The sequence below is a fragment of the Actinomadura sp. RB99 genome (assembly GCF_014706005.1).
In the GTDB taxonomy this organism is placed as follows: domain Bacteria; phylum Actinomycetota; class Actinomycetes; order Streptosporangiales; family Streptosporangiaceae; genus Spirillospora.
On record NZ_JABMCA010000042.1, the window covers coordinates 1 to 19,795 of the forward strand.

Below are 19,795 nucleotides of genomic sequence, written 5' to 3' on the forward strand. Positions count from 1 at the left end.
CCGGGCGGACCGCCGCCCGCGGGCCCGCCGCCCGGCGGCCCCGGCGCCCCCGGCATGTTCCCCGGCAGCCCGCCGCCCGGCGCGCCCGGAGGTGCGGCGTACTGATGTCCACTCCTGGTATCGGCGCGGACCAGCGAGGGGGAAGGCGGACCGGAGGGTCCTCCGGCACGCTCCGCAAGATCGGGGACGGCGCGGCCAACGTCGCGATCAAGGAGCCCGGCCGCTTCTTCGGCATGTGCCTGGACACGGGGCGGCAGCTGTTCCGCCCGCCCTTCCAGTGGCGCGAGTTCATCGAGCAGGCCTGGTTCATCGTCAGCGTCACCGTCGTCCCCACCATGCTGGTCGCCATCCCGTTCGGCGGCGTGCTGTCGCTGCAGGTGGGCGGGCTCATCCGGCAGCTGGGCGCGCAGTCCTACACCGGTGCGACCGCGGTGGTCGCGATCGTCCGCGAGGCCAGCCCGCTGGTCACCTCGCTGCTGGTCGCGGGCGCCGCGGGGTCGGCGATGTGCGCCGACATCGGCTCCCGCAAGATCCGCGAGGAGATCGACGCCATGGAGGTGCTCGGGATCAACCCGCTGCAGCGCCTCGTGGTGCCGCGCACCCTCGCGTGCGCGTTCGTCGCGCTGTTCCTGAACGGCCTGGTGTCGGTGGTCGGCCTGCTCGGCGGCTACTTCTTCAACGTCGTGCTGCAGGACGGCACGCCGGGCGCCTACCTCGCCTCGTTCAACGCGATCGCGCAGCTGCCCGACCTGGTGCAGGCGGAGATCAAGGCGTTCGTGTTCGGCATCACCGCCGGGCTGGTCGCGGCCTACAAGGGCCTGAACGCCAAGGGCGGCCCGAAGGGCGTCGGCGACGCGGTCAACCAGACCGTGGTCATCACCTTCATGCTGCTGTTCGTCGAGAACTTCATCATCTCGACGCTGTACACCCAGTTCGTCCCGGCGAAGGGCATGTGATGGCGGCCCCAACGAAGGCGGGGAAGGCCGTCAGCCGGGCGATCAGCGGTCCCCTGGACCGGCTGGACGACTTCGGCCACCAGATGTCGTTCTACGTCCGCGCGTTCGCGTGGACGTTCCGGGTGCTGCGCCGGTACCGCGTCGAGGTGCTGCGGCTGCTGGCCGAGGTGAGCCTCGGCACCGGCGGCCTCGCCGTCATCGGCGGCTCGGTGGTCATCGTCGGCTTCATGACGTTCTTCACCGGCAGCCAGGTCGGCCTGGAGGGCTACGAGTCCCTCGACCAGATCGGCACCGCCGCGTTCACCGGTTTCATCGCCTCCTACTTCAACACCCGCGAGATCGCGCCGCTGGTGTCGGCGCTGGCGCTGTCGGCCACGGTCGGCTGCGGTTTCACCGCCCAGCTCGGCGCGATGCGGATCTCCGACGAGATCGACGCGCTCGAGGTGATGGCGGTCCCGTCGATGCCGTTCCTGGTCACCACCCGGATGATCGCGGGGATGGTCGCGGTGATCCCGCTGTACGTGGTGGGCCTGCTGGCCTCCTACGGCGCGACGCGGGTCATCGTGACGATGTTCTACGGCCAGTCGACCGGCACCTACGACCACTACTTCCATCTGTTCCTGCCGCCGCACGACATCTACTGGTCGTTCGGCAAGGTGATCATCTTCTCGGTGCTGGTGATGCTGATCCACTGCTACTACGGCTACAACGCCAGCGGCGGCCCGGCCGGCGTCGGCATCGCGGTCGGCCGCGCGGTGCGCACCAGCATCGTGGTGATCAACGTGGCGGACCTGCTGCTCGGCATGGCCATCTGGGGCACCAGCACCGGCGTCCGGATCGCGGGGTGACGCGGCCATGAGCGAACGCATGCGCTACCGCGTGCTCGGGCTGGCCATGATCCTGGTGATCGTGATGCTGCTGGCGCTGACCGTGGCGTTCTACAACAAGTGGTTCACGCCGGTGACGAACGTGAAGGTCGCGACGGAACGGGCCGGGCTGCAGCTGCTGCCGCACGCGGACGTGAAGGTCCGCGGCATCATCGTCGGCGAGGTCCGCGGCACGCACGTGTCCGGCAGTGGCGCGACGCTCGACCTCGCGCTGGACCCCGGCAAGGCCAAGCTGATCCCGAACAACGTGCAGGCGCGGCTGCTGCCGAAGACGCTGTTCGGCGAGAAGTACGTCGACCTGGAGATCCCGCAGCAGCCGGGCCCGCAGGGCCTGCGCGCCGGCCAGACGATCCAGCAGGACCGCTCCCAGCAGGCCGTCGAGATCAACAAGGTGCTGGACGACCTGCTGCCCGTCCTCCAGGCCGTGAAGCCGGCCGAGCTGAACACCACCCTGAACGCGCTGGCGACCGCGCTGCAGGGGCGCGGCGACCAGATCGGCCAGGACATCGACGAGGCCAACACGCTGCTGCAGAAGATCAACCCGCAGCTGCCGACGCTGGTGCACGACCTGCACAGCCTCGCCGACGTGTCCGACATCTACGACCAGGCCGCGCCGGACCTGCTGCAGACGCTGCGCAACATCAACGTGACCAGCCGGACGATCACCGACAAGAAGGCGACGATCGAGCAGCTGATCCCGGCGACGACCGCGCTCGCGCAGGACGGCGACGCGTTCATGACGCAGAACGCGCCGAAGATCGTCGGCGTGAACATCGCGAGCCGCACCGGGCTGTCGCTGATCGCCCGGTACTCGCCGTCGCTGCCGTGCGTGTTCGCCGGGCTGGTGAAGCTGCGGCCGGAGGCCGAGCGGGTGGCCGGCGGCAACGGGTCCAAGACCTTCAACCTGACCGTCGAGATCGTCAAGCCGCGGCCGGGCTACAAGTACCCGCTGGACCTGCCCGAGGCCAAGGACCAGCGCAACCCGCGCTGCTACGGGCTGCCGAACCCGAAGGTCCCCTCGCCGGACTACCTGGCGCTGGACGGCACCCAGGACGACCTGTGGTGGAAGAACCCCGATGACCCCAACGGCGGCAGCGGCGGGGGCGCGCGCGGGCGCGGCATCTCCGACGTGTTCGTCGACCCGGGCGCGATGAGCGAGAACGACAAGATCAAGAACATCGTGGGGCCGATGACGCGGACCCCGGCCGACGAGGTCTCCGACGTCGCCTCGCTGATGTACGGGCCGCTGCTGCGCGGATCGGTGGTGACGATCAAGTGAGGACGACCAGCGCCGCGATCAAGCTCGGCATCTTCGTGGTGCTCACCGCGCTCGCCACCGGCGTGCTCGCGATGACGATCTCCAACGCCCGGTTCGGGCCGTCCCGCGAGTACAAGGCGATCTTCACCGACGCGACCGGGCTGCTCGACAACGACGACGTGCGCGTGGCGGGCGTCCGGGTCGGCCAGGTGAAGAGCGTCAAGCTGTACCACGGCAACCAGGCCCAGGTGACGTTCAGCATCCAGAAGAGCGGCGTGTTCGAGGCGGGGCTGCCGGCGTCCACGCAGGCGCAGATCCGCTACCGCAACCTGATGGGGCAGCGGTACCTGTCGCTGAGCGACGGCGCCGGGCAGGCCAACAGCTACCTCAGGACCGGCGGCACGATCCCGGTCGCGCAGACCCAGCCCGCGCTCGACCTCACCGCGCTGTTCAACGGGTTCCACCCGCTGTTCCAGGCGCTGGAGCCGAAGGACGTCAACACCCTCGCCACCCAGATCATCCAGGTGCTGCAGGGCGAGGGCGGGACGGTCAACAGCCTGCTGTCGCACGTGGCGTCGCTGACCAACACCCTCGCCGACCGCGACCAGGTGATCGGCGACGTGATCGACAACCTGAACACCGTGCTCGGCACGATCGACGACCGGCACCAGCAGGTCGAGCAGCTGATCACCGACCTGCGCGGGTTCGTCAGCGGGGTGTCCGGCGACCGGCAGGCGATCTTCGACTCGGTGTCGGCGATCAACCAGCTGACCGGGACCACCGCGGGCCTGCTGAAGCAGTCGCGGCCGGGGATCAAGAGCGACATCGCCGGGCTGAAGCAGCTCACCGGGACCCTCAACGCCAACAGCGGCCAGGTCAACTCGGCCCTGGAGGGCTCGCCGAGGACGCTGCAGAAGCTGGTCAGCATCTCCCAGTACGGCTCCTGGTTCAACATGTACATCTGCGGCCTCGACGCGCGGGTGCGGCTGCCGGGCGGACCGGTCTACCAGACGCCGGCGATCGTGAACGAGAACGCGAGGTGCAAGTAGATGAGGATCCCGTTCCGGGAGCGCAACCCGGTCCCCATCGCCCTCATCGGCTTCGCGGTGATCGTCCTGGCGCTCGTGCTGGCGATGAACCTCGGGAACATCCCGTTCGTCAACGGCGGCACCACGCACACCGCCACGTTCGCGGAGGCGGCCGGGCTGAAGTCGGGGGAGGAGGTCCGGATCGCCGGCGTCAAGGTCGGCAAGGTCACCGGCCTCGACCTCGACCACGGCCACGTCAAGGTCACTTTCCAGGTGGACAAGAACGTGCGGCTCGGCGACCGCACGCAGGCCGACATCAAGATCAAGACGCTGCTCGGCCAGCACTTCCTGGCGCTCACCCCGCAGGGGACCGGAAAACTCGGCCGCAACATCCCGCTGAAGGACACGCACACGCCGTTCGAGGTCGTGCCGGCGATCAGCCAGCTGAGCCAGCGCGTCGACAAGATCGACACGGTGCAGCTCGCCAAGTCGTTCGACACCCTCTCGGACACCTTCAAGAACTCCCCGCCGGAGGTGCGGGCGTCCCTGCAGGGGCTGCGCCGGCTGTCGAACACCGTCGCGTCCCGCGACGACCAGCTGCACGAGCTGGCCGGCAAGGCCAAGGACGTCTCGCAGCTGCTGGCCGACCGCAACCAGGACTTCGCCAAGCTCGTCCAGGACGGCGACAAGGTCCTCCAGGCCGTGCAGGCCCGCCGCGCCGTGATCCACCAGCTGCTGGTCAACACGGTCACACTGTCGCAGCAGGTGAACGCGCTGATCAGTGAGAACCAGGCGCAGCTGAGGCCGATGCTGGACAACCTCACGAAGGTCAACCGGATCCTGCTGAAGAACCAGGACAACCTGGACCGGACGATCCAGCTGTTCGCGCCGTACGCCCGGCAGTTCTCCGACGTCGTCGGCACCGGCCGCTGGTTCGACTCCTACATCCAGAACCTTCTCCCCATCCCCGCCTCGATCCAGGACGCCCCGAAGAGCACGGGCACCGGGACGGGCGCCACGACCCAGGGCGGCGGCCAGCAGAAGCAGAACGGCCGGACCGGTACCGGCAACAACAGCGACAACCCGTTGCCCTTCCTCCCGTGAGCAGGCAGGTCATAAGTGCGTAACTCCGCGTTGATACTTCGCCTGGGCGGCGCGATCCTCGCCGTCGCGGTGCTGGCGGCCGCGCTCGTCCTGCTCCTGCAGGAACCCAAGCAGCGGCACATGACGGCCTACTTCACCAAGACCGTCGGCCTCTACAAGGGCGCCGAGGTCCGCATCCTCGGCATCCCCGTCGGCGAGGTCACCAGCGTCAAGCCCGTCGGCGACGCGGTGAAGGTCGGGCTGAAGTGGGACGCCAAGTACAAGGTCCCGGCGAACGCCCAGGCCGTCATCGTCAACCAGAGCCTGGTCGCCGACCGGTACATCCAGCTCACCCCCGCATACACCGGCGGGCCCGTGCTGGCGGACGGCGCGACGCTGACCACCAGCCGCACCCAGGTCCCGGTCGAGGTGGACGAGGTCGGCGGCAGCCTGAACGACCTCACCAAGGCGCTCGGCCCGCAGGGCGCGAACGCCACCACCCCCGACAAGCAGCAGGGCTCGCTGTCGCGGCTGCTGCAGGTCGGCGCGCAGAACCTGCAGGGGCAGGGCGAGGACATCCGGCAGACGATCGCCGACACCTCGCAGATGCTGAGCACGCTCAGCACCGACCGCGGCGACATCGCCACGACGATCCGGAACCTGCGGATCATCACCGACACGATGAAGGCCAACGACCAGCAGATCCGGTCGTTCAGCACCCACCTGAACGGGGTCTCCGGCCAGCTGGACGGGGAGAAGGAGGAGCTCAGCGCGGCCCTCAACACCCTCGCCCCGACGCTGCGGAACGTGCAGAAGTTCATCAAGGACAACCGCACCGAGCTGTCGTCGAACGTCCGGCAGCTCGCGCAGGTCACCGGTGTGCTGGTGAAGGAGAAGGACGCGCTGGCCGAGGTGCTGACCGCCGGCCCGCTCGCCATCAACAACCTGGCCCGCGCCTACGACCCGATCAGCGGCACCATCCACACCCGCGACAACTTCCGCCAGTTCAACAACCTGGCCGACTGGGTGTGCTCGCTGGCGTACTCGGTCGGGACGCCCGCCAAGCAGTGCCTGGACTTCGTCAAGCCGTACAACGGCATCGGCAAGGCGCTGGCCGGGGTCAGCCTGGACCTGTCCTGGATCACCGCGCTGACCACGCACTACGACCCGGTGCCGATCCCGCCCGACGCCTACGGTCCCGGCGGCCGCGGCGGTTCCACGACCACGAAGACCTCGAAGACCGCCAAGACGACGAAGACGGGCACGGCGACCGCGCACGACCCGAAGAGCATCACCTCGCTGCTGCCCGGAGGTGCCGGATGAGCAGGACACCCCGCAGGCGCGCCGGGACGGCCGCGTCCGGCACGCCGGTCAAGGGCCGGGTGCCGAGCACGGGCCGGGCGCCGGGCGAGGGCCGGGCGCCGAGCACGGGCCGGGCGCCGGGCGAGGGCCGGGCGCCGGTGCGGCGCGGCAGGCTGTTCGGCGCCGCCGTCCTCGCGGGCGTCACGGCGCTGTCGGGCTGCTCGTTCAGCGGCGTCTCGTCGCTGCCGCTGCCCGGCGGCCCCGACCTCGGCCCGCACCCCCGCACCGTGAAGATCGAGTTCGCGAACGTGCTGGACCTGGTGCCGCAGTCGGTGGTCAAGGTCAACGACGTGTCGGTCGGCAAGGTCACGAAGGTCGACCTCGCCGGCGGCAGCGCCGGCTGGCACGCCGTCGTCACCGTCAAGGTGCGCGGCGACGTGAACCTGCCGGACAACGCGCACGCGACGATCAGCCAGACGAGCCTCCTCGGCGAGAAGTTCGTCCAGCTGGAGCCGCCGACCAGCGAGCCGCCGACCGGGCGGCTCGGCTCCGGCGACGTCATCCCGCTGTCGCGCACCGGCCAGGGCACCGAGATCGAAGAGGTGCTGTCGGCGATGTCGCTGCTGCTGAACGGCGGCGGCATCCAGCAGGTCGCGACGATCAGCCACGAGCTGCAGGCCGCGATGAGCGGCCGGGAGGGCTCGATCCGCGCGGTGCTGCAGCGGGTCGACACCTTCGCCGGGACGCTGGACACCAACCGCGCCGCGATCACCCGCGCGCTGGACAGCCTCGACCGGCTCACCGGCAAGCTGTCCGACGAGCGCAAGACGATCACCGACACCATCGACGAGACCGGCCCGGCGATCGCGGTCCTCAAGCGCAACCGGGCCGACCTCACGAAGATGCTGGTCGCGCTGAACAAGCTCAGCCGCACCACCACCGACGTGATCGACAAGTCGCAGGCGAACTTCGTGGCGAACCTGCGGGACCTGAACAAGATCCTCGCCAACCTCAACAAGGCCGGCTCCGACCTGCCGAACGCGCTCCAGTCGCTGATCACCTTCCCGTTCCCGCCGACCTTCGCCAACGTCATCCAGGGCGACTACGGCAACGTGAAGCTCACCGTCGACCTGGACTTCAACGACCTCGCCCAGAACCTGCTCGGCGGCACCGACCTGGAGAACCAGATCGGCAGCGGCAAGCAGATGCGCAACATGCTGCAGGTGCCCAACGTGACCCTTCCCGACTCGCCGCTCGGCTCGCTGCCGCAGTCGTCCGGCGGCGGCGCCGGCGGGCTGCCCGGCCTGCCCGGCGCGACCATGCCGACGCCGACGCCGACCAAGGGCGCGAAGACGAAGGGCTCCGGCGGCTCGAAGACCGGCGCGCTGCCCCCGGCCTCGGGCGACGACGGTCTGCGGACCCTGATGGGGGGCCTCTGGTGATCCTCAAGCGCGGCGTCATCGTTCAGCTGATCGCCTTCGCGGTGATCACGGTCGTCGGCGTGACGATCGTCCTGGTGAACTACATCGGCGTCGGCCGGCAGGTCCTCGGCAAGCAGTACACCGCCTACGTCGACCTGACCGACTCCGGCGGCGTGTTCACCAACGCCGAGGTCACCTACCGCGGCGTGCCCGTCGGCCGGGTCGGGCCGATGTCGCTCACCAAGGACGGCATCAAGGTCAAGCTGCAGCTCGACCGCGGCAAGCGCATCCCGCGCGACGGCACCAAGGCGATCGTCGCGAACCGGTCCGCGGTCGGCGAGCAGTACATCGACCTCGAACCCAGCAAGAGGACCGGCCCCTACCTCGACCAGGGCGCGCCGTACACGATCCCGGCGAACATGACCACGCTCCCGGTGCGCACCGAGGAGCTGCTCCGCAACGTCGACCAGCTCGTCGGGTCGGTGAACACCAAGGACCTCGGCACGATCGTCGACGAGCTGGGCCGGGCGTTCAACGGCTCCGCGTCGGACCTGCAGTCGATCCTGGACGACACGCACCGGCTGCTGGAGACCGCGAACCAGACCTACCCGGACACCAAGCAGCTCCTCGACAACAGCGTGACGGTGCTCGACACCCAGCGCAGCGAGGCCGCGAACATCCGCGGCTTCGCCCGCAACCTCAACGACTTCACCGCCTCGCTCCGCAAGGACGACCCGGCCCTGCGCCAGACGATCGACAACGCCCCGGGCGCCGTCGACCAGACCCACAAGGCCATCGACCAGCTCGCCCCGACGCTGCCGACGCTGCTGGCGAACCTGTCCACCACCGGGCAGGTCATCACGTCCCGGCAGGCGGGCCTGCGGTCGCTGTTCATCCTCTACCCGGTCGAGGTGGCGGGCGCGTTCACCGTCACCCCCGGCGACGGCACCCAGCACCTCGGCCTCGACCTGAACATCAGCTCGCCGCCCGCGTGCACCAAGGGCTACGAGGGCGTGAAGCACCGCTGGCCGCAGGACACCTCGCTGCGCAACCCGCCGCTGAACGTCGGCTGCAAGGCCCCGCACGACTCGTCGACCGCCGTGCGCGGCGCCCGCAACTTCCCCAAGGACGAGCTCTCGCCCGTCCCGGCGCTGCCCTCCGGCGCCACCGCCGGCGCCGGGTTCCCGGCCGGCGGCGCGTCCGGGACGGGCTCGGACGCCGGCTCCGGCTCCGGCTCGTCCGAGGCCAAGGGGAAGGGCAAGACCTCCGGCGGCGGCGCGGGGAACGGCCAGGCCGCCGCCGCGGCGGCGGCGCCCACGGGCGAGCTGTCGAATGGGCGGCTGTACCTGTCGTATCCGGCCAATTCAGTGGAATTCGCTGGATACGATCCGTCGACGGGCGCGGTCTACGGGCCGGACGGCAAGAAGTACGTCATGCCACGGACCGCCGGCAACCGTGAGTTGGGAGATTCCTCGTGGAAGTGGCTCATGCTCGGACCCCTGAGCCAGTGAGGCGGGGCCGATGAGACGCCTCTCACCGCAGATCGCCACCATCGCCCTCGGCGTGCTCGTCATCGCGCTCGCCGTCTTCACCGGCGTCTACTCCGTCCGCGTGTACCACGGCAAGGACGCCGCCGACCAGCGCGCGAAGGCGACGCAGTCGGCCCGCCAGATGGGCGTCAACCTGATGACGATCAGCTCGTCGTCCGCCCAGAAGGACATCGACCGGATCATGGCGGGTGCCACCGGCGACCTGAAGAACAAGCTCGGCTCCCAGTCCAAGACCCTGATGGACACGCTGAGCCAGACGCAGGCCAAGTCGACCGTCAACCAGGTCGAGGCCGGGGTCGTCTCCATGGACGGCGATTCCGCCGAGGTGATGGTCTCCCTCAACGGGACCGTCACCAACCCGAAGGTGAAGGACGGCGCCCCGCGCGCCTACCGGTACCTCATGGAACTCAGCCGGGTCGGTGACCGCTGGCTCGTCGCCAACCTGGAGGTGGTCCCGTGACCATGCTCGGCCGGGGCAAGCGCTCCGCACCGGAGAAGGGCAAGGGCTCCCGCAAGGACGGCGCGGCGGGCAAGGGCGGCGCCGAGGGCAAGGACGGCGGCGAGGGCAAGGGCGGCGAGGGCCGCACCCGCACGGCCGCCGAGCAGGCCGCCAAGGCCGAGGAGGCCGCCGAGGCGGCGCGGCTCGCCGAGGAGGCGGCCGAGCGCGCCCGGGAGGCCGCGCGGCTGGCGCAGATCGCCGCTGAGGCGGCCGCGGCGGCCGACGAGGCCGACGAGGCCGAGGACGACGGCGACGACGCTCCCGCGGGCGCGGGGAAGGCCGTCAAAACGGCCGTGAAGCCCCGCCGTACCAAGAAGGCCCCCGAAAGCGGCCCTGAGGACGACGAGCCCGCAGCGGACGTCTCAGCGCCCGCTGAGGCATCGGCCGCCGATGTCGACGAGGTCGAGACGGGCGCCAAGCCCGAGAAGACCGAGAGCGGCTCGGCCGGCACCGAAGAGGAGACCGACGCCGAGGACGAGACCGGCGAGGACGCGGAAGGCGACTCCGAGGACGACGCCAAGGCGGAGGCCGACGACTCCGACGACGACGAGGATGAGGACGACGCGCCCAAGGCGAAGCGCGGCCGGCTGACCCTCAAGAAGTCCGCCAAGGTCGAGGCCGACGACTCCGACGACGAAGACGAAGACGACGACGAGGACGGCGCAGCGCCGGGCCGCCGCTTCGGCACCGGCGGGTTCACCCTGCTCGCCGTGCTGGTCGTCCTGGTCATCGCGTTCGGCACCGCGTCGACGCTGCTCTTCCTCAAGGCGCAGGAGCAGAGCGCCACGGACGACGCCCGCAAGAACGGCCTGTGGGCCGCGTCCAAGGCCGCCCAGGAGCTGTCGTCCTACGACTACCGGACGATCGACACCGACACGAAGGCCGCCGCCGCCATGACGACGGGCAAGCTGCACGACGACTACGTCAAGCAGATCCCGTCCTTCAAGGCGCAGGCGACCGCGCAGCAGCTCATCGGGACGACGACGGTGATGAAGACCGGCGTGATCAGCGCGACCCCGGACCGGGTCGTGGCGCTGGTCTACGCCGACCGCTCGTCCGCCACCAAGAACGACAAGACGCAGCAGCTCCCCGAGTCGCTGCGGCTGAAGATGACCATGGTCAAGGTCCACGGGAAGTGGCTCGCCGAGAAGGTCGACGTCATCTCCTGACACGCCGCCCCTTCGAGAGCGTCCGAGGCTCAGCGCCTCCCGACGGCCCGCCGGCCCCGCCGGCGGGCCGTCCGCGCTTCGAGCGGCCCCGCCCTCCGCGAGCGGCCCTCCGGCGAGGGCCGGCCGACGTAGCGACCTCCGCCGAGCAGCCCTCCGACGTAGCGACCTCCGCCGAGCGGCCGCCGCGAGGGGCCGTCCGAGGCGTTCGCGGAGGGTGCGGCGGGCGGGACGGGAGGGGGCGCCGGGGGCCGTGGCGCGGGTGCTTCGCGGCGGGCCGCAGGGACCCCTAAACTATGGCCTTCCTCACTGCAGGTCAGAGCCCGAAAAGTCCAAGTCCGCTCTTGACTGCAAGGCCCTGAGGGGCGATGCTCCATGGCAACGTGATGCATACTGCGGCGCTAGAGTTGCGAGCGGTGTACCGGTCGGCTACACTGCCCCTTTGCGCTGCCCTCTGACTATCCACGTGTGAGAGCACTCCCGAGCGGGTCCGTTTTGGACCCTAACGCACGGGTCTTGAACGTGGGTCGTCTGGCGTGCGTGTCGTCAGTTACGCCGCGAGCCCTCGGAAGGACCACCACTCTTGGCAGCCTCGCGCAACGCCTCGAATACCGCAACCGGTCCGAACCGCGTCTCCTTCGCGCGCATCAAGGAGCCGCTCGAAGTCCCGGACCTCCTTGCTCTGCAGACCAACTCCGTTGACTGGCTGCTGGGCAACGAGAGGTGGAAGGCCCGGGTCGAGGCGGCCCAGAAGGCCGGAAGTAAGAGCGTCCCGACCCAGTCGGGGCTGGAGGAGATCTTCGAAGAGATCAGTCCGATCGAGGACTTCTCCGGGACCATGTCCCTCTCGTTCCGCGACCACCGGTTCGAGCCGCCCAAGTACTCCGTCGAGGAGTGCAAGGACAAGGACATGACCTACTCCGCCCCGCTGTTCGTCACGGCGGAGTTCATCAACAACACCACCGGAGAGATCAAGAGCCAGACGGTGTTCATGGGCGACTTCCCGCTCATGACCCCAAAGGGCACCTTCATCATCAACGGCACCGAGCGCGTGGTCGTCTCGCAGCTGACCCGCTCGCCCGGCGTGTACTTCGACCGCGCCCTCGACAAGGCGTCCGACAAGGACATCTACGGCTGCCGGGTCATCCCGAGCCGCGGCGCCTGGCTCGAGTTCGAGATCGACAAGCGCGACAACGTGGGCGTGCGCATCGACCGCAAGCGCAAGCAGCCGGTCACCGTGCTGCTCAAGGCCCTCGGCTGGGACGAGGCCCGCATCCGCGAGCACTTCGGCGCCTACGAGTCGATCAACGTCACCCTGGAGAAGGACCACACCTCCGGCCAGGACGACGCCCTCCTCGACATCTACCGCAAGCTGCGGCCGGGCGAGCCGCCGACCCGCGAGTCGGCGCAGACCCTGCTGGAGAACCTGTACTTCAACCCGAAGCGGTACGACGTCGCCAAGGTCGGCCGCTACAAGATCAACAAGAAGCTCGGCCTCGACCTGGACATGCGCCAGGGCACCCTGACCGAGGACGACATCGTCGCCACGATCGAGTACCTGGTCCGGCTGCACGCCGGCGAGGAGGAGGCCACCCTCGGGGCCGTCTCCGTGCCGATCGAGGTCGACGACATCGACCACTTCGGCAACCGGCGCCTGCGCACGGTCGGCGAGCTCATCCAGAACCAGGTCCGGCTGGGCCTGGCCCGCATGGAGCGCGTCGTCCGCGAGCGGATGACCACCCAGGACGTCGAGGCGATCACGCCGCAGACGCTGATCAACATCCGGCCGGTCGTCGCCTCCATCAAGGAGTTCTTCGGCACCAGCCAGCTGTCCCAGTTCATGGACCAGACCAACCCGCTGGCCGGGCTGACGCACAAGCGCCGCCTGAACGCGCTCGGCCCCGGCGGTCTGTCCCGTGAGCGCGCGGGCATGGAGGTCCGCGACGTCCACCCGTCGCACTACGGCCGCATGTGCCCGATCGAGACGCCGGAAGGCCCGAACATCGGCCTGATCGGCTCGCTCGCCGCGTTCGGCCGGGTCAACCCGTTCGGGTTCGTCGAGACCCCGTACCGCAAGGTCGAGGACGGCCGGGTCACCGAGCAGATCGACTACCTGACGGCCGACGAGGAGGACCGCTTCGTCATCGCGCAGGCCAACTCCCTGCTCAACGAGGACGGCACCTTCCAGGACGACCGCATCCTGGTCCGCCGCAAGGGCGGCGAGGTCGAGCTGGTCCCGGCCCGCGAGGTCCAGTACATGGACGTCTCGGCCCGGCAGATGACCTCGGTCGCGACCGCGATGATCCCGTTCCTGGAGCACGACGACGCCAACCGCGCGCTGATGGGCTCCAACATGCAGCGCCAGTCCGTCCCGCTGCTGCGCAGCGAGGCGCCGCTGGTCGGTACCGGCATGGAGTACCGCGCGGCGACCGACGCCGGCGACGTGATCACGGCCGAGAAGGCCGGCGTCGTCGAGGAGGTCTCGGCCGACTACGTGACCGTCATGAACGACGACGGCACCCGGACGACCTACCGCGTGTCCAAGTTCAAGCGCTCCAACCAGGGCACCTGCTTCAACCAGAAGCCGATCGTGGACGAGGGCCAGCGGGTCGAGTTCGGGCAGGTCATCGCCGACGGCCCGTGCACCGACAACGGCGAGATGGCGCTCGGCAAGAACCTGCTCGTGGCGTTCATGCCGTGGGAGGGCCACAACTACGAGGACGCCATCATCCTCAGCCAGCGGCTGGTGCAGGACGACGTCCTCTCCTCGATCCACATCGAGGAGCACGAGGTCGACGCCCGCGACACCAAGCTCGGCCCCGAGGAGATCACCCGGGACATCCCGAACGTCTCCGAGGAGGTCCTGGCCGACCTCGACGAGCGCGGCATCATCCGCATCGGCGCGGACGTCGTCCCCGGCGACATCCTGGTCGGCAAGGTCACGCCCAAGGGCGAGACGGAGCTGACCCCCGAGGAGCGGCTGCTGCGCGCGATCTTCGGCGAGAAGGCCCGCGAGGTCCGCGACACCTCCCTGAAGGTGCCGCACGGTGAAGAGGGCAAGGTCATCGGCGTCCGGGTGTTCTCCCGCGACGAGGGCGACGAGCTCCCGCCCGGCGTGAACGAGCTGGTCCGGGTGTACGTGGCCCAGAAGCGCAAGATCACCGACGGTGACAAGCTGGCCGGCCGGCACGGCAACAAGGGCGTCATCTCCAAGATCCTCCCGGTCGAGGACATGCCGTTCCTGGAGGACGGGACGCCGGTCGACATCGTGCTCAACCCGCTGGGCGTGCCCGGCCGGATGAACGTCGGCCAGGTCCTGGAGACCCACCTCGGATGGGTCGCCTCCCGCGGCTGGAAGGTCGAGGGCGACGACGCCGACTGGAAGCGGGCGCTCAAGGAGATCGGCGCGGACGAGGCTCCGCCGTGGACCAACACGGCCACCCCGGTCTTCGACGGTGCGCGTGAGAACGACGTCACCGGCCTGATCGAGAGCACCCTGCCCAACCGCGACGGCAACCGGATGGTGGGCCCGGGCGGCAAGGCGCGGCTGTTCGACGGCCGCACCGGCGAGCCGTACAGCGACCCGATCTCGGTCGGCTACATCTACATCCTCAAGCTGCTCCACCTGGTCGACGACAAGATCCACGCCCGCTCGACCGGCCCCTACTCCATGATCACCCAGCAGCCGCTCGGCGGTAAGGCCCAGTTCGGCGGCCAGCGCTTCGGTGAGATGGAGGTGTGGGCGCTGGAGGCTTACGGCGCCGCCTACGCCCTCCAGGAGCTGCTGACCATCAAGTCCGACGACGTGCTCGGCCGCGTGAAGGTGTACGAGGCCATCGTCAAGGGCGAGAACATCCCCGAGCCCGGCATTCCCGAGTCCTTCAAGGTGCTCATCAAGGAGATGCAGTCGCTCTGCCTCAACGTCGAGGTCCTGTCGAGCGACGGCATGTCCATCGAGATGCGCGACACCGATGAGGACGTCTTCCGCGCAGCGGAGGAGCTCGGCATCGACCTGTCCCGGCGCGAGCCGAGCAGTGTCGAAGAGGTCTGATCAACTCAAGGGGAAAACAGTTGCTTGACGTCAACTTCTTCGACGAGCTTCGCATCGGCCTGGCGACCGCCGACGACATCCGCCAGTGGTCCCACGGCGAGGTGAAGAAGCCGGAGACGATCAACTACCGGACCCTCAAGCCGGAGAAGGACGGGCTCTTCTGCGAGAAGATCTTCGGTCCGACCCGGGACTGGGAGTGCTACTGCGGCAAGTACAAGCGCGTCCGGTTCAAGGGCATCATCTGTGAGCGCTGCGGCGTCGAGGTGACCCGGGCCAAGGTGCGCCGTGAGCGGATGGGCCACATCGAGCTGGCCGCGCCGGTCACGCACATCTGGTACTTCAAGGGCGTCCCGTCGCGCCTCGGCTACCTGCTGGACCTGGCCCCGAAGGATCTCGAGAAGATCATCTACTTCGCGGCCTACATGATCACCAGCGTGGACGCCGAGCGCCGCGACCGCGACCTGCCGACGCTGGAGGCCCACATCTCCGTGGAGCGCCAGCAGATCGAGCAGGCCCGCGACGCGCAGGTCGAGGCCCGCCAGCAGAAGCTGGAGGGCGACCTGGCGGAGCTCGAGGAGGCCGGCGCGAAGGCCGACCAGAAGCGCAAGGTGCGCGACGGCGCCGAGCGGGAGATGAAGCAGCTGCGCGACCGCGCGCAGCGCGAGCTCGACCGCCTCGACGAGGTGTGGAGCCGGTTCAAGAACCTCAAGGTCCAGGACCTGGAGGGCGACGAGCTGCTCTACCGCGAGATGCGCGACCGGTTCGGCAAGTACTTCGAGGGCGGCATGGGCGCCGCGGCCATCCAGGCCCGGCTGCAGAACTTCGACCTCGACGCCGAGGCCGAGAAGCTGCGCGACATCATCCGCACCGGCAAGGGTCAGAAGAAGGCCCGCGCCCTCAAGCGGCTGAAGGTCGTCTCGGCGTTCCTCAACACCCGCAACAGCCCGCTCGGCATGGTGCTGGACTGCATCCCGGTGATCCCGCCGGACCTGCGTCCGATGGTGCAGCTGGACGGCGGCCGCTTCGCGACCTCCGACCTGAACGACCTGTACCGCCGGGTCATCAACCGGAACAACCGGCTCAAGCGCCTGCTCGACCTGGGCGCGCCCGAGATCATCGTCAACAACGAGAAGCGGATGCTGCAGGAGGCCGTCGACGCGCTGTTCGACAACGGCCGCCGCGGCCGCCCGGTCACCGGGCCCGGCAACCGTCCGCTGAAGTCGCTGTCCGACATGCTCAAGGGCAAGCAGGGCCGGTTCCGGCAGAACCTGCTGGGCAAGCGCGTCGACTACTCCGGCCGTTCGGTCATCGTCGTCGGCCCGCAGCTGAAGCTGCACCAGTGCGGCCTGCCCAAGCAGATGGCGCTGGAGCTGTTCAAGCCGTTCGTCATGAAGCGGCTGGTCGACCTCAACCACGCGCAGAACATCAAGTCCGCCAAGCGGATGGTCGAGCGCGCGCGCCCGGTCGTGTGGGACGTGCTGGAAGAGGTCATCACCGAGCACCCGGTGCTGCTGAACCGGGCGCCGACCCTGCACCGCCTGGGCATCCAGGCGTTCGAGCCGCAGCTGGTCGAGGGCAAGGCCATCCAGATCCACCCGCTCGTCTGCACCGCGTTCAACGCGGACTTCGACGGCGACCAGATGGCGGTGCACCTGCCGCTGTCCGCCGAGGCGCAGGCCGAGGCGCGGATCCTGATGCTGTCGACCAACAACATCCTGAAGCCGTCGGACGGCAAGCCCGTCACCATGCCCACCCAGGACATGGTCATCGGCCTGTACTGGCTGACGACGCAGAAGGACGGCGCCGACGGCGAGGGCCGCGCGTTCGGCTCGATCGCCGAGGCGATCATGGCCTACGACCGGCGCGAGCTGGACCTGCAGGCCAAGATCCAGATCCGGCTCAAGGACGTCCCGCCGCCGCGCGGCTGGCAGGCGCCCGAGGGCTACGAGCCCGGCCAGCCGTACCGGCTGGAGACGACGCTCGGCCGCGCCCTGTTCAACGAGGCGCTGCCGGACGACTTCCCGTTCGTCGACGACGAGATCGGCAAGAAGCAGCTCTCGGCGATCGTCAACGAGCTGGCCGAGACGTACCCGAAGGTCGCGGTGGCCAACGCGCTGGACGCGCTGAAGAGCACCGGGTTCCACTGGGCCACCCGGTCCGGTGTGACCATCTCCATCGACGACGTCGTCACGCCGCCCAACAAGCAGGACATCCTGAGCGGCTACGAGGCGCGCGCGGAGAAGGTGCAGCGCGAGTTCAACCGCGGCCTGATCACCGATGACGAGCGCAAGCAGGAGCTCATCGAGATCTGGAACAAGGCCACCGCGGACGTCGCGGTGGACATGGAGAAGGCGTTCCCGAAGGCCAACCCGATCTGGATGATGATCCAGTCGGGCGCCCGAGGCAACCCGCTCCAGCTGCGCCAGATCGCCGGCATGCGCGGCCTGGTCTCCAACCCGAAGGGCGAGACCATCCCGCGGCCGATCAAGTCGTCCTTCCGCGAGGGGCTGTCGGTCGTCGAGTACTTCATCTCGACGCACGGCGCCCGGAAGGGCCTCGCGGACACCGCGCTGCGGACCGCCGACTCGGGTTACCTGACCCGGCGCCTGGTGGACGTCGCGCAGGACGTCATCGTCCGCGAGATCGACTGCGGCACCGACCGGACGATCCCGTTCGAGGTCGCCGAGAAGCTGCCGGACGGCACGCTGGTCAAGCTGGCCACCTCGGAGACCGCGCTGATCGGCCGCACGATCGCCGAGGACGTCGAGGTCGACGGGACGGTCATCTTCCCGGCCGACACCGACCTGTCCGACGCGGTGGTGACCCGGCTGGTCGAGGCGGGCGTCGAGTCCGTGCGGACCCGCAGCGCGCTGGTCTGCGAGGCGAAGATCGGTGTCTGCGCCGCCTGCTACGGCCGCTCGCTGGCGACCGGCAAGCGGGTGGACGTCGGCGAGGCCGTCGGCATCATCGCCGCGCAGTCCATCGGTGAGCCCGGCACGCAGCTGACCATGCGGACGTTCCACACCGGCGGTGTCGCCGGCGGTGACATCACGCACGGTCTGCCGCGCGTCCAGGAGCTGTTCGAGGCCCGCATCCCGAAGGGTGTGGCCCCGATCAGCGAGGTCGCCGGCCGGATCAAGATCGACGAGACGGAGAAGACCCGCAAGGTCGTCGTCGTCCCGGACGACGGCTCCGACGAGATCGGCTACCAGGTGCCCATGCGGTCCCGGCTGCTGGTCAAGGAGGGCGAGCACGTCGACGTCGGCCAGCAGCTCATCGCGGGTGCCATCAACCCGCACGAGGTGCTGCGCATCCTCGGCCCCCGCGCGGTGCAGCTGCACCTGGTGCAGGAGGTCCAGGAGGTCTACCGGTCGCAGGGCGTGTCGATCCACGACAAGCACATCGAGATCATCGTCCGCCAGATGCTGAAGCGGGTGAACATCCTCGAGTCGGGCGACACCGAGCTGCTCCCGGGCGACCTGGTGGAGCGTCCGATCTTCGAGGAGACGAACCGGAACGTCGTGGCCGAGGGCGGGACGCCCGCCGCCGGCCGCCCCGTCCTGATGGGCATCACCAAGGCCTCGCTCGCGACCGAGTCGTGGCTGTCGGCGGCGTCCTTCCAGGAGACGACCCGGGTGCTCACCGAGGCCGCGATGCACGCCAAGAGCGACCCGCTGCTCGGCCTCAAGGAGAACGTCATCATCGGTAAGCTCATCCCGGCCGGTACCGGCATGCCGCAGTACCGCAACGTCCGGGTCGAGCCGACCGAGGAGGCGAAGGCGGCGGTGTACTCCGTCGGCTCCTACGACGACGGCGCCGAGTACGCCTTCGGGCAGGGCTCCGGCGAGGCCGTGCCGCTGGAGGAGTACGACTTCGGCCAGTACAACCGGTAACACCTGAACCGGGGACGCGTCCCCGGTGGCGAGGGCCCCTTCCGCTGCGGCGGGAGGGGCCTTCCGCGTTCGCGCCGTCGCCCGCGCTCTCGCCGGCGCGTCCACGCGATCTACCTGCGCTTTCGTCGGTTTTCTTGACCTTTGAGCGTGTTTTGCGGTGCTGTGCCCGGGGACGACCCAGTTGCTGGCTAAAGTCGCGTCGGGGGAGGAAATCGCATGAAGAGGGTCATGACCGCAACGCTGCTCGCCACCGCCGTCGTGCTCGGCGGGATCGGCACCGCGAGCGCCGCCCAGCCGTCCGGCAGCGGACAGGGGACGCAGCAGCAGGACTGCCGCACCTACTCCAGCGTCAAGGAGTGCGGCAAGATCGACCTCAACGCCAAGCAGCGCGCTTGCGCGGAGAAGTACGTCAAGCTGGGAATGACCCACGCGCGAGCCGAGGTGGAGTGCCACGCCTTCGCCTGACCGGTTCGGCTGATCGGTTCGACTGACCGACGCACACGGAAAGGGCCCGCTCCAAGGGGAGCGGGCCCTTCCATGTCTTCGGCGGCGTCGCCACCAGGTCGCGGACGGCCGGCAGCGTCCCCCGGTCCGGATCGACGCCAGCAGCAGGACCACGTCGCGTTCCCGTGCGTTCAGCGACGCCAGGGCCCTCGCCATGACGGGCTTCGCCAGAGGCGTGACTCACCATGGCCATCGGC

Annotated in this window: 13 protein-coding genes; all 13 read left to right on the forward strand. The window is 69.3% G+C overall.

Annotated features, from left to right (window positions below; all coding sequences use genetic code 11):
- Positions 1 to 233: 233 nt before the first annotated feature.
- Complete coding sequence (locus amrb99_RS30565) at positions 234 to 956, forward strand: ABC transporter permease (RefSeq protein ID WP_206700168.1); 723 nt, start codon at positions 234 to 236, stop codon at positions 954 to 956.
- An 83-nt stretch (positions 957 to 1,039) separates the two neighbouring features.
- Positions 1,040 to 1,804, forward strand: a complete 765-nt coding sequence (locus amrb99_RS30570; protein WP_347256934.1) for an ABC transporter permease — start codon at positions 1,040 to 1,042, stop codon at positions 1,802 to 1,804.
- Between the two features lie 7 nt (positions 1,805 to 1,811).
- Positions 1,812 to 3,122, forward strand: a complete 1,311-nt coding sequence (locus amrb99_RS30575; RefSeq protein WP_241756092.1) for an MCE family protein — start codon at positions 1,812 to 1,814, stop codon at positions 3,120 to 3,122.
- Positions 3,119 to 4,150, forward strand: a complete 1,032-nt coding sequence (locus amrb99_RS30580) for an MCE family protein (RefSeq protein ID WP_190862603.1) — start codon at positions 3,119 to 3,121, stop codon at positions 4,148 to 4,150. The genes amrb99_RS30575 and amrb99_RS30580 overlap by 4 nt, the downstream gene beginning before the upstream one ends.
- Positions 4,151 to 5,233, forward strand: coding sequence for an MlaD family protein (locus amrb99_RS30585; RefSeq protein ID WP_190862606.1), 1,083 nt, complete (start codon positions 4,151 to 4,153; stop codon positions 5,231 to 5,233). It abuts the gene before it with no gap.
- A 15-nt stretch (positions 5,234 to 5,248) separates the two neighbouring features.
- The gene (locus amrb99_RS30590; RefSeq protein ID WP_347256933.1) at positions 5,249 to 6,535 is read left to right on the forward strand and encodes an MCE family protein; all 1,287 of its coding nucleotides are present in this window, start codon (positions 5,249 to 5,251) and stop codon (positions 6,533 to 6,535) included.
- Positions 6,532 to 7,956 (forward strand): MCE family protein, encoded by a 1,425-nt coding sequence (locus amrb99_RS30595; RefSeq protein WP_190862608.1) that lies wholly within the window; start codon positions 6,532 to 6,534, stop codon positions 7,954 to 7,956. The genes amrb99_RS30590 and amrb99_RS30595 overlap by 4 nt, the downstream gene beginning before the upstream one ends.
- Positions 7,953 to 9,446, forward strand: a complete 1,494-nt coding sequence (locus tag amrb99_RS30600; RefSeq protein WP_190862610.1) for an MCE family protein — start codon at positions 7,953 to 7,955, stop codon at positions 9,444 to 9,446. The genes amrb99_RS30595 and amrb99_RS30600 overlap by 4 nt, the downstream gene beginning before the upstream one ends.
- A 10-nt stretch (positions 9,447 to 9,456) precedes the next feature.
- Positions 9,457 to 9,945 carry a hypothetical protein gene (locus amrb99_RS30605; RefSeq protein ID WP_190862612.1) on the forward strand — a complete coding sequence of 163 codons (489 nt, stop codon included), beginning with the start codon at positions 9,457 to 9,459 and terminating at the stop codon, positions 9,943 to 9,945.
- Positions 9,942 to 11,153 carry a hypothetical protein gene (locus tag amrb99_RS30610; RefSeq protein WP_190862614.1) on the forward strand — a complete coding sequence of 404 codons (1,212 nt, stop codon included), beginning with the start codon at positions 9,942 to 9,944 and terminating at the stop codon, positions 11,151 to 11,153. Before amrb99_RS30605 ends, amrb99_RS30610 begins: the two co-directional genes overlap by 4 nt.
- Before the next feature lie 580 nt (positions 11,154 to 11,733).
- Positions 11,734 to 15,201: a DNA-directed RNA polymerase subunit beta gene (gene rpoB / locus amrb99_RS30615; RefSeq protein ID WP_190862616.1), complete on the forward strand. Its 3,468-nt coding sequence runs from the start codon at positions 11,734 to 11,736 to the stop codon at positions 15,199 to 15,201.
- Between the two features lie 20 nt (positions 15,202 to 15,221).
- Positions 15,222 to 19,094: a DNA-directed RNA polymerase subunit beta' gene (locus tag amrb99_RS30620; RefSeq protein WP_151543197.1), complete on the forward strand. Its 3,873-nt coding sequence runs from the start codon at positions 15,222 to 15,224 to the stop codon at positions 19,092 to 19,094.
- Between the two features lie 216 nt (positions 19,095 to 19,310).
- On the forward strand, positions 19,311 to 19,559 hold the full coding sequence (locus tag amrb99_RS30625; RefSeq protein ID WP_206700166.1) for a hypothetical protein: 249 nt from the start codon (positions 19,311 to 19,313) through the stop codon (positions 19,557 to 19,559).
- Positions 19,560 to 19,795 lie beyond the last annotated feature (236 nt).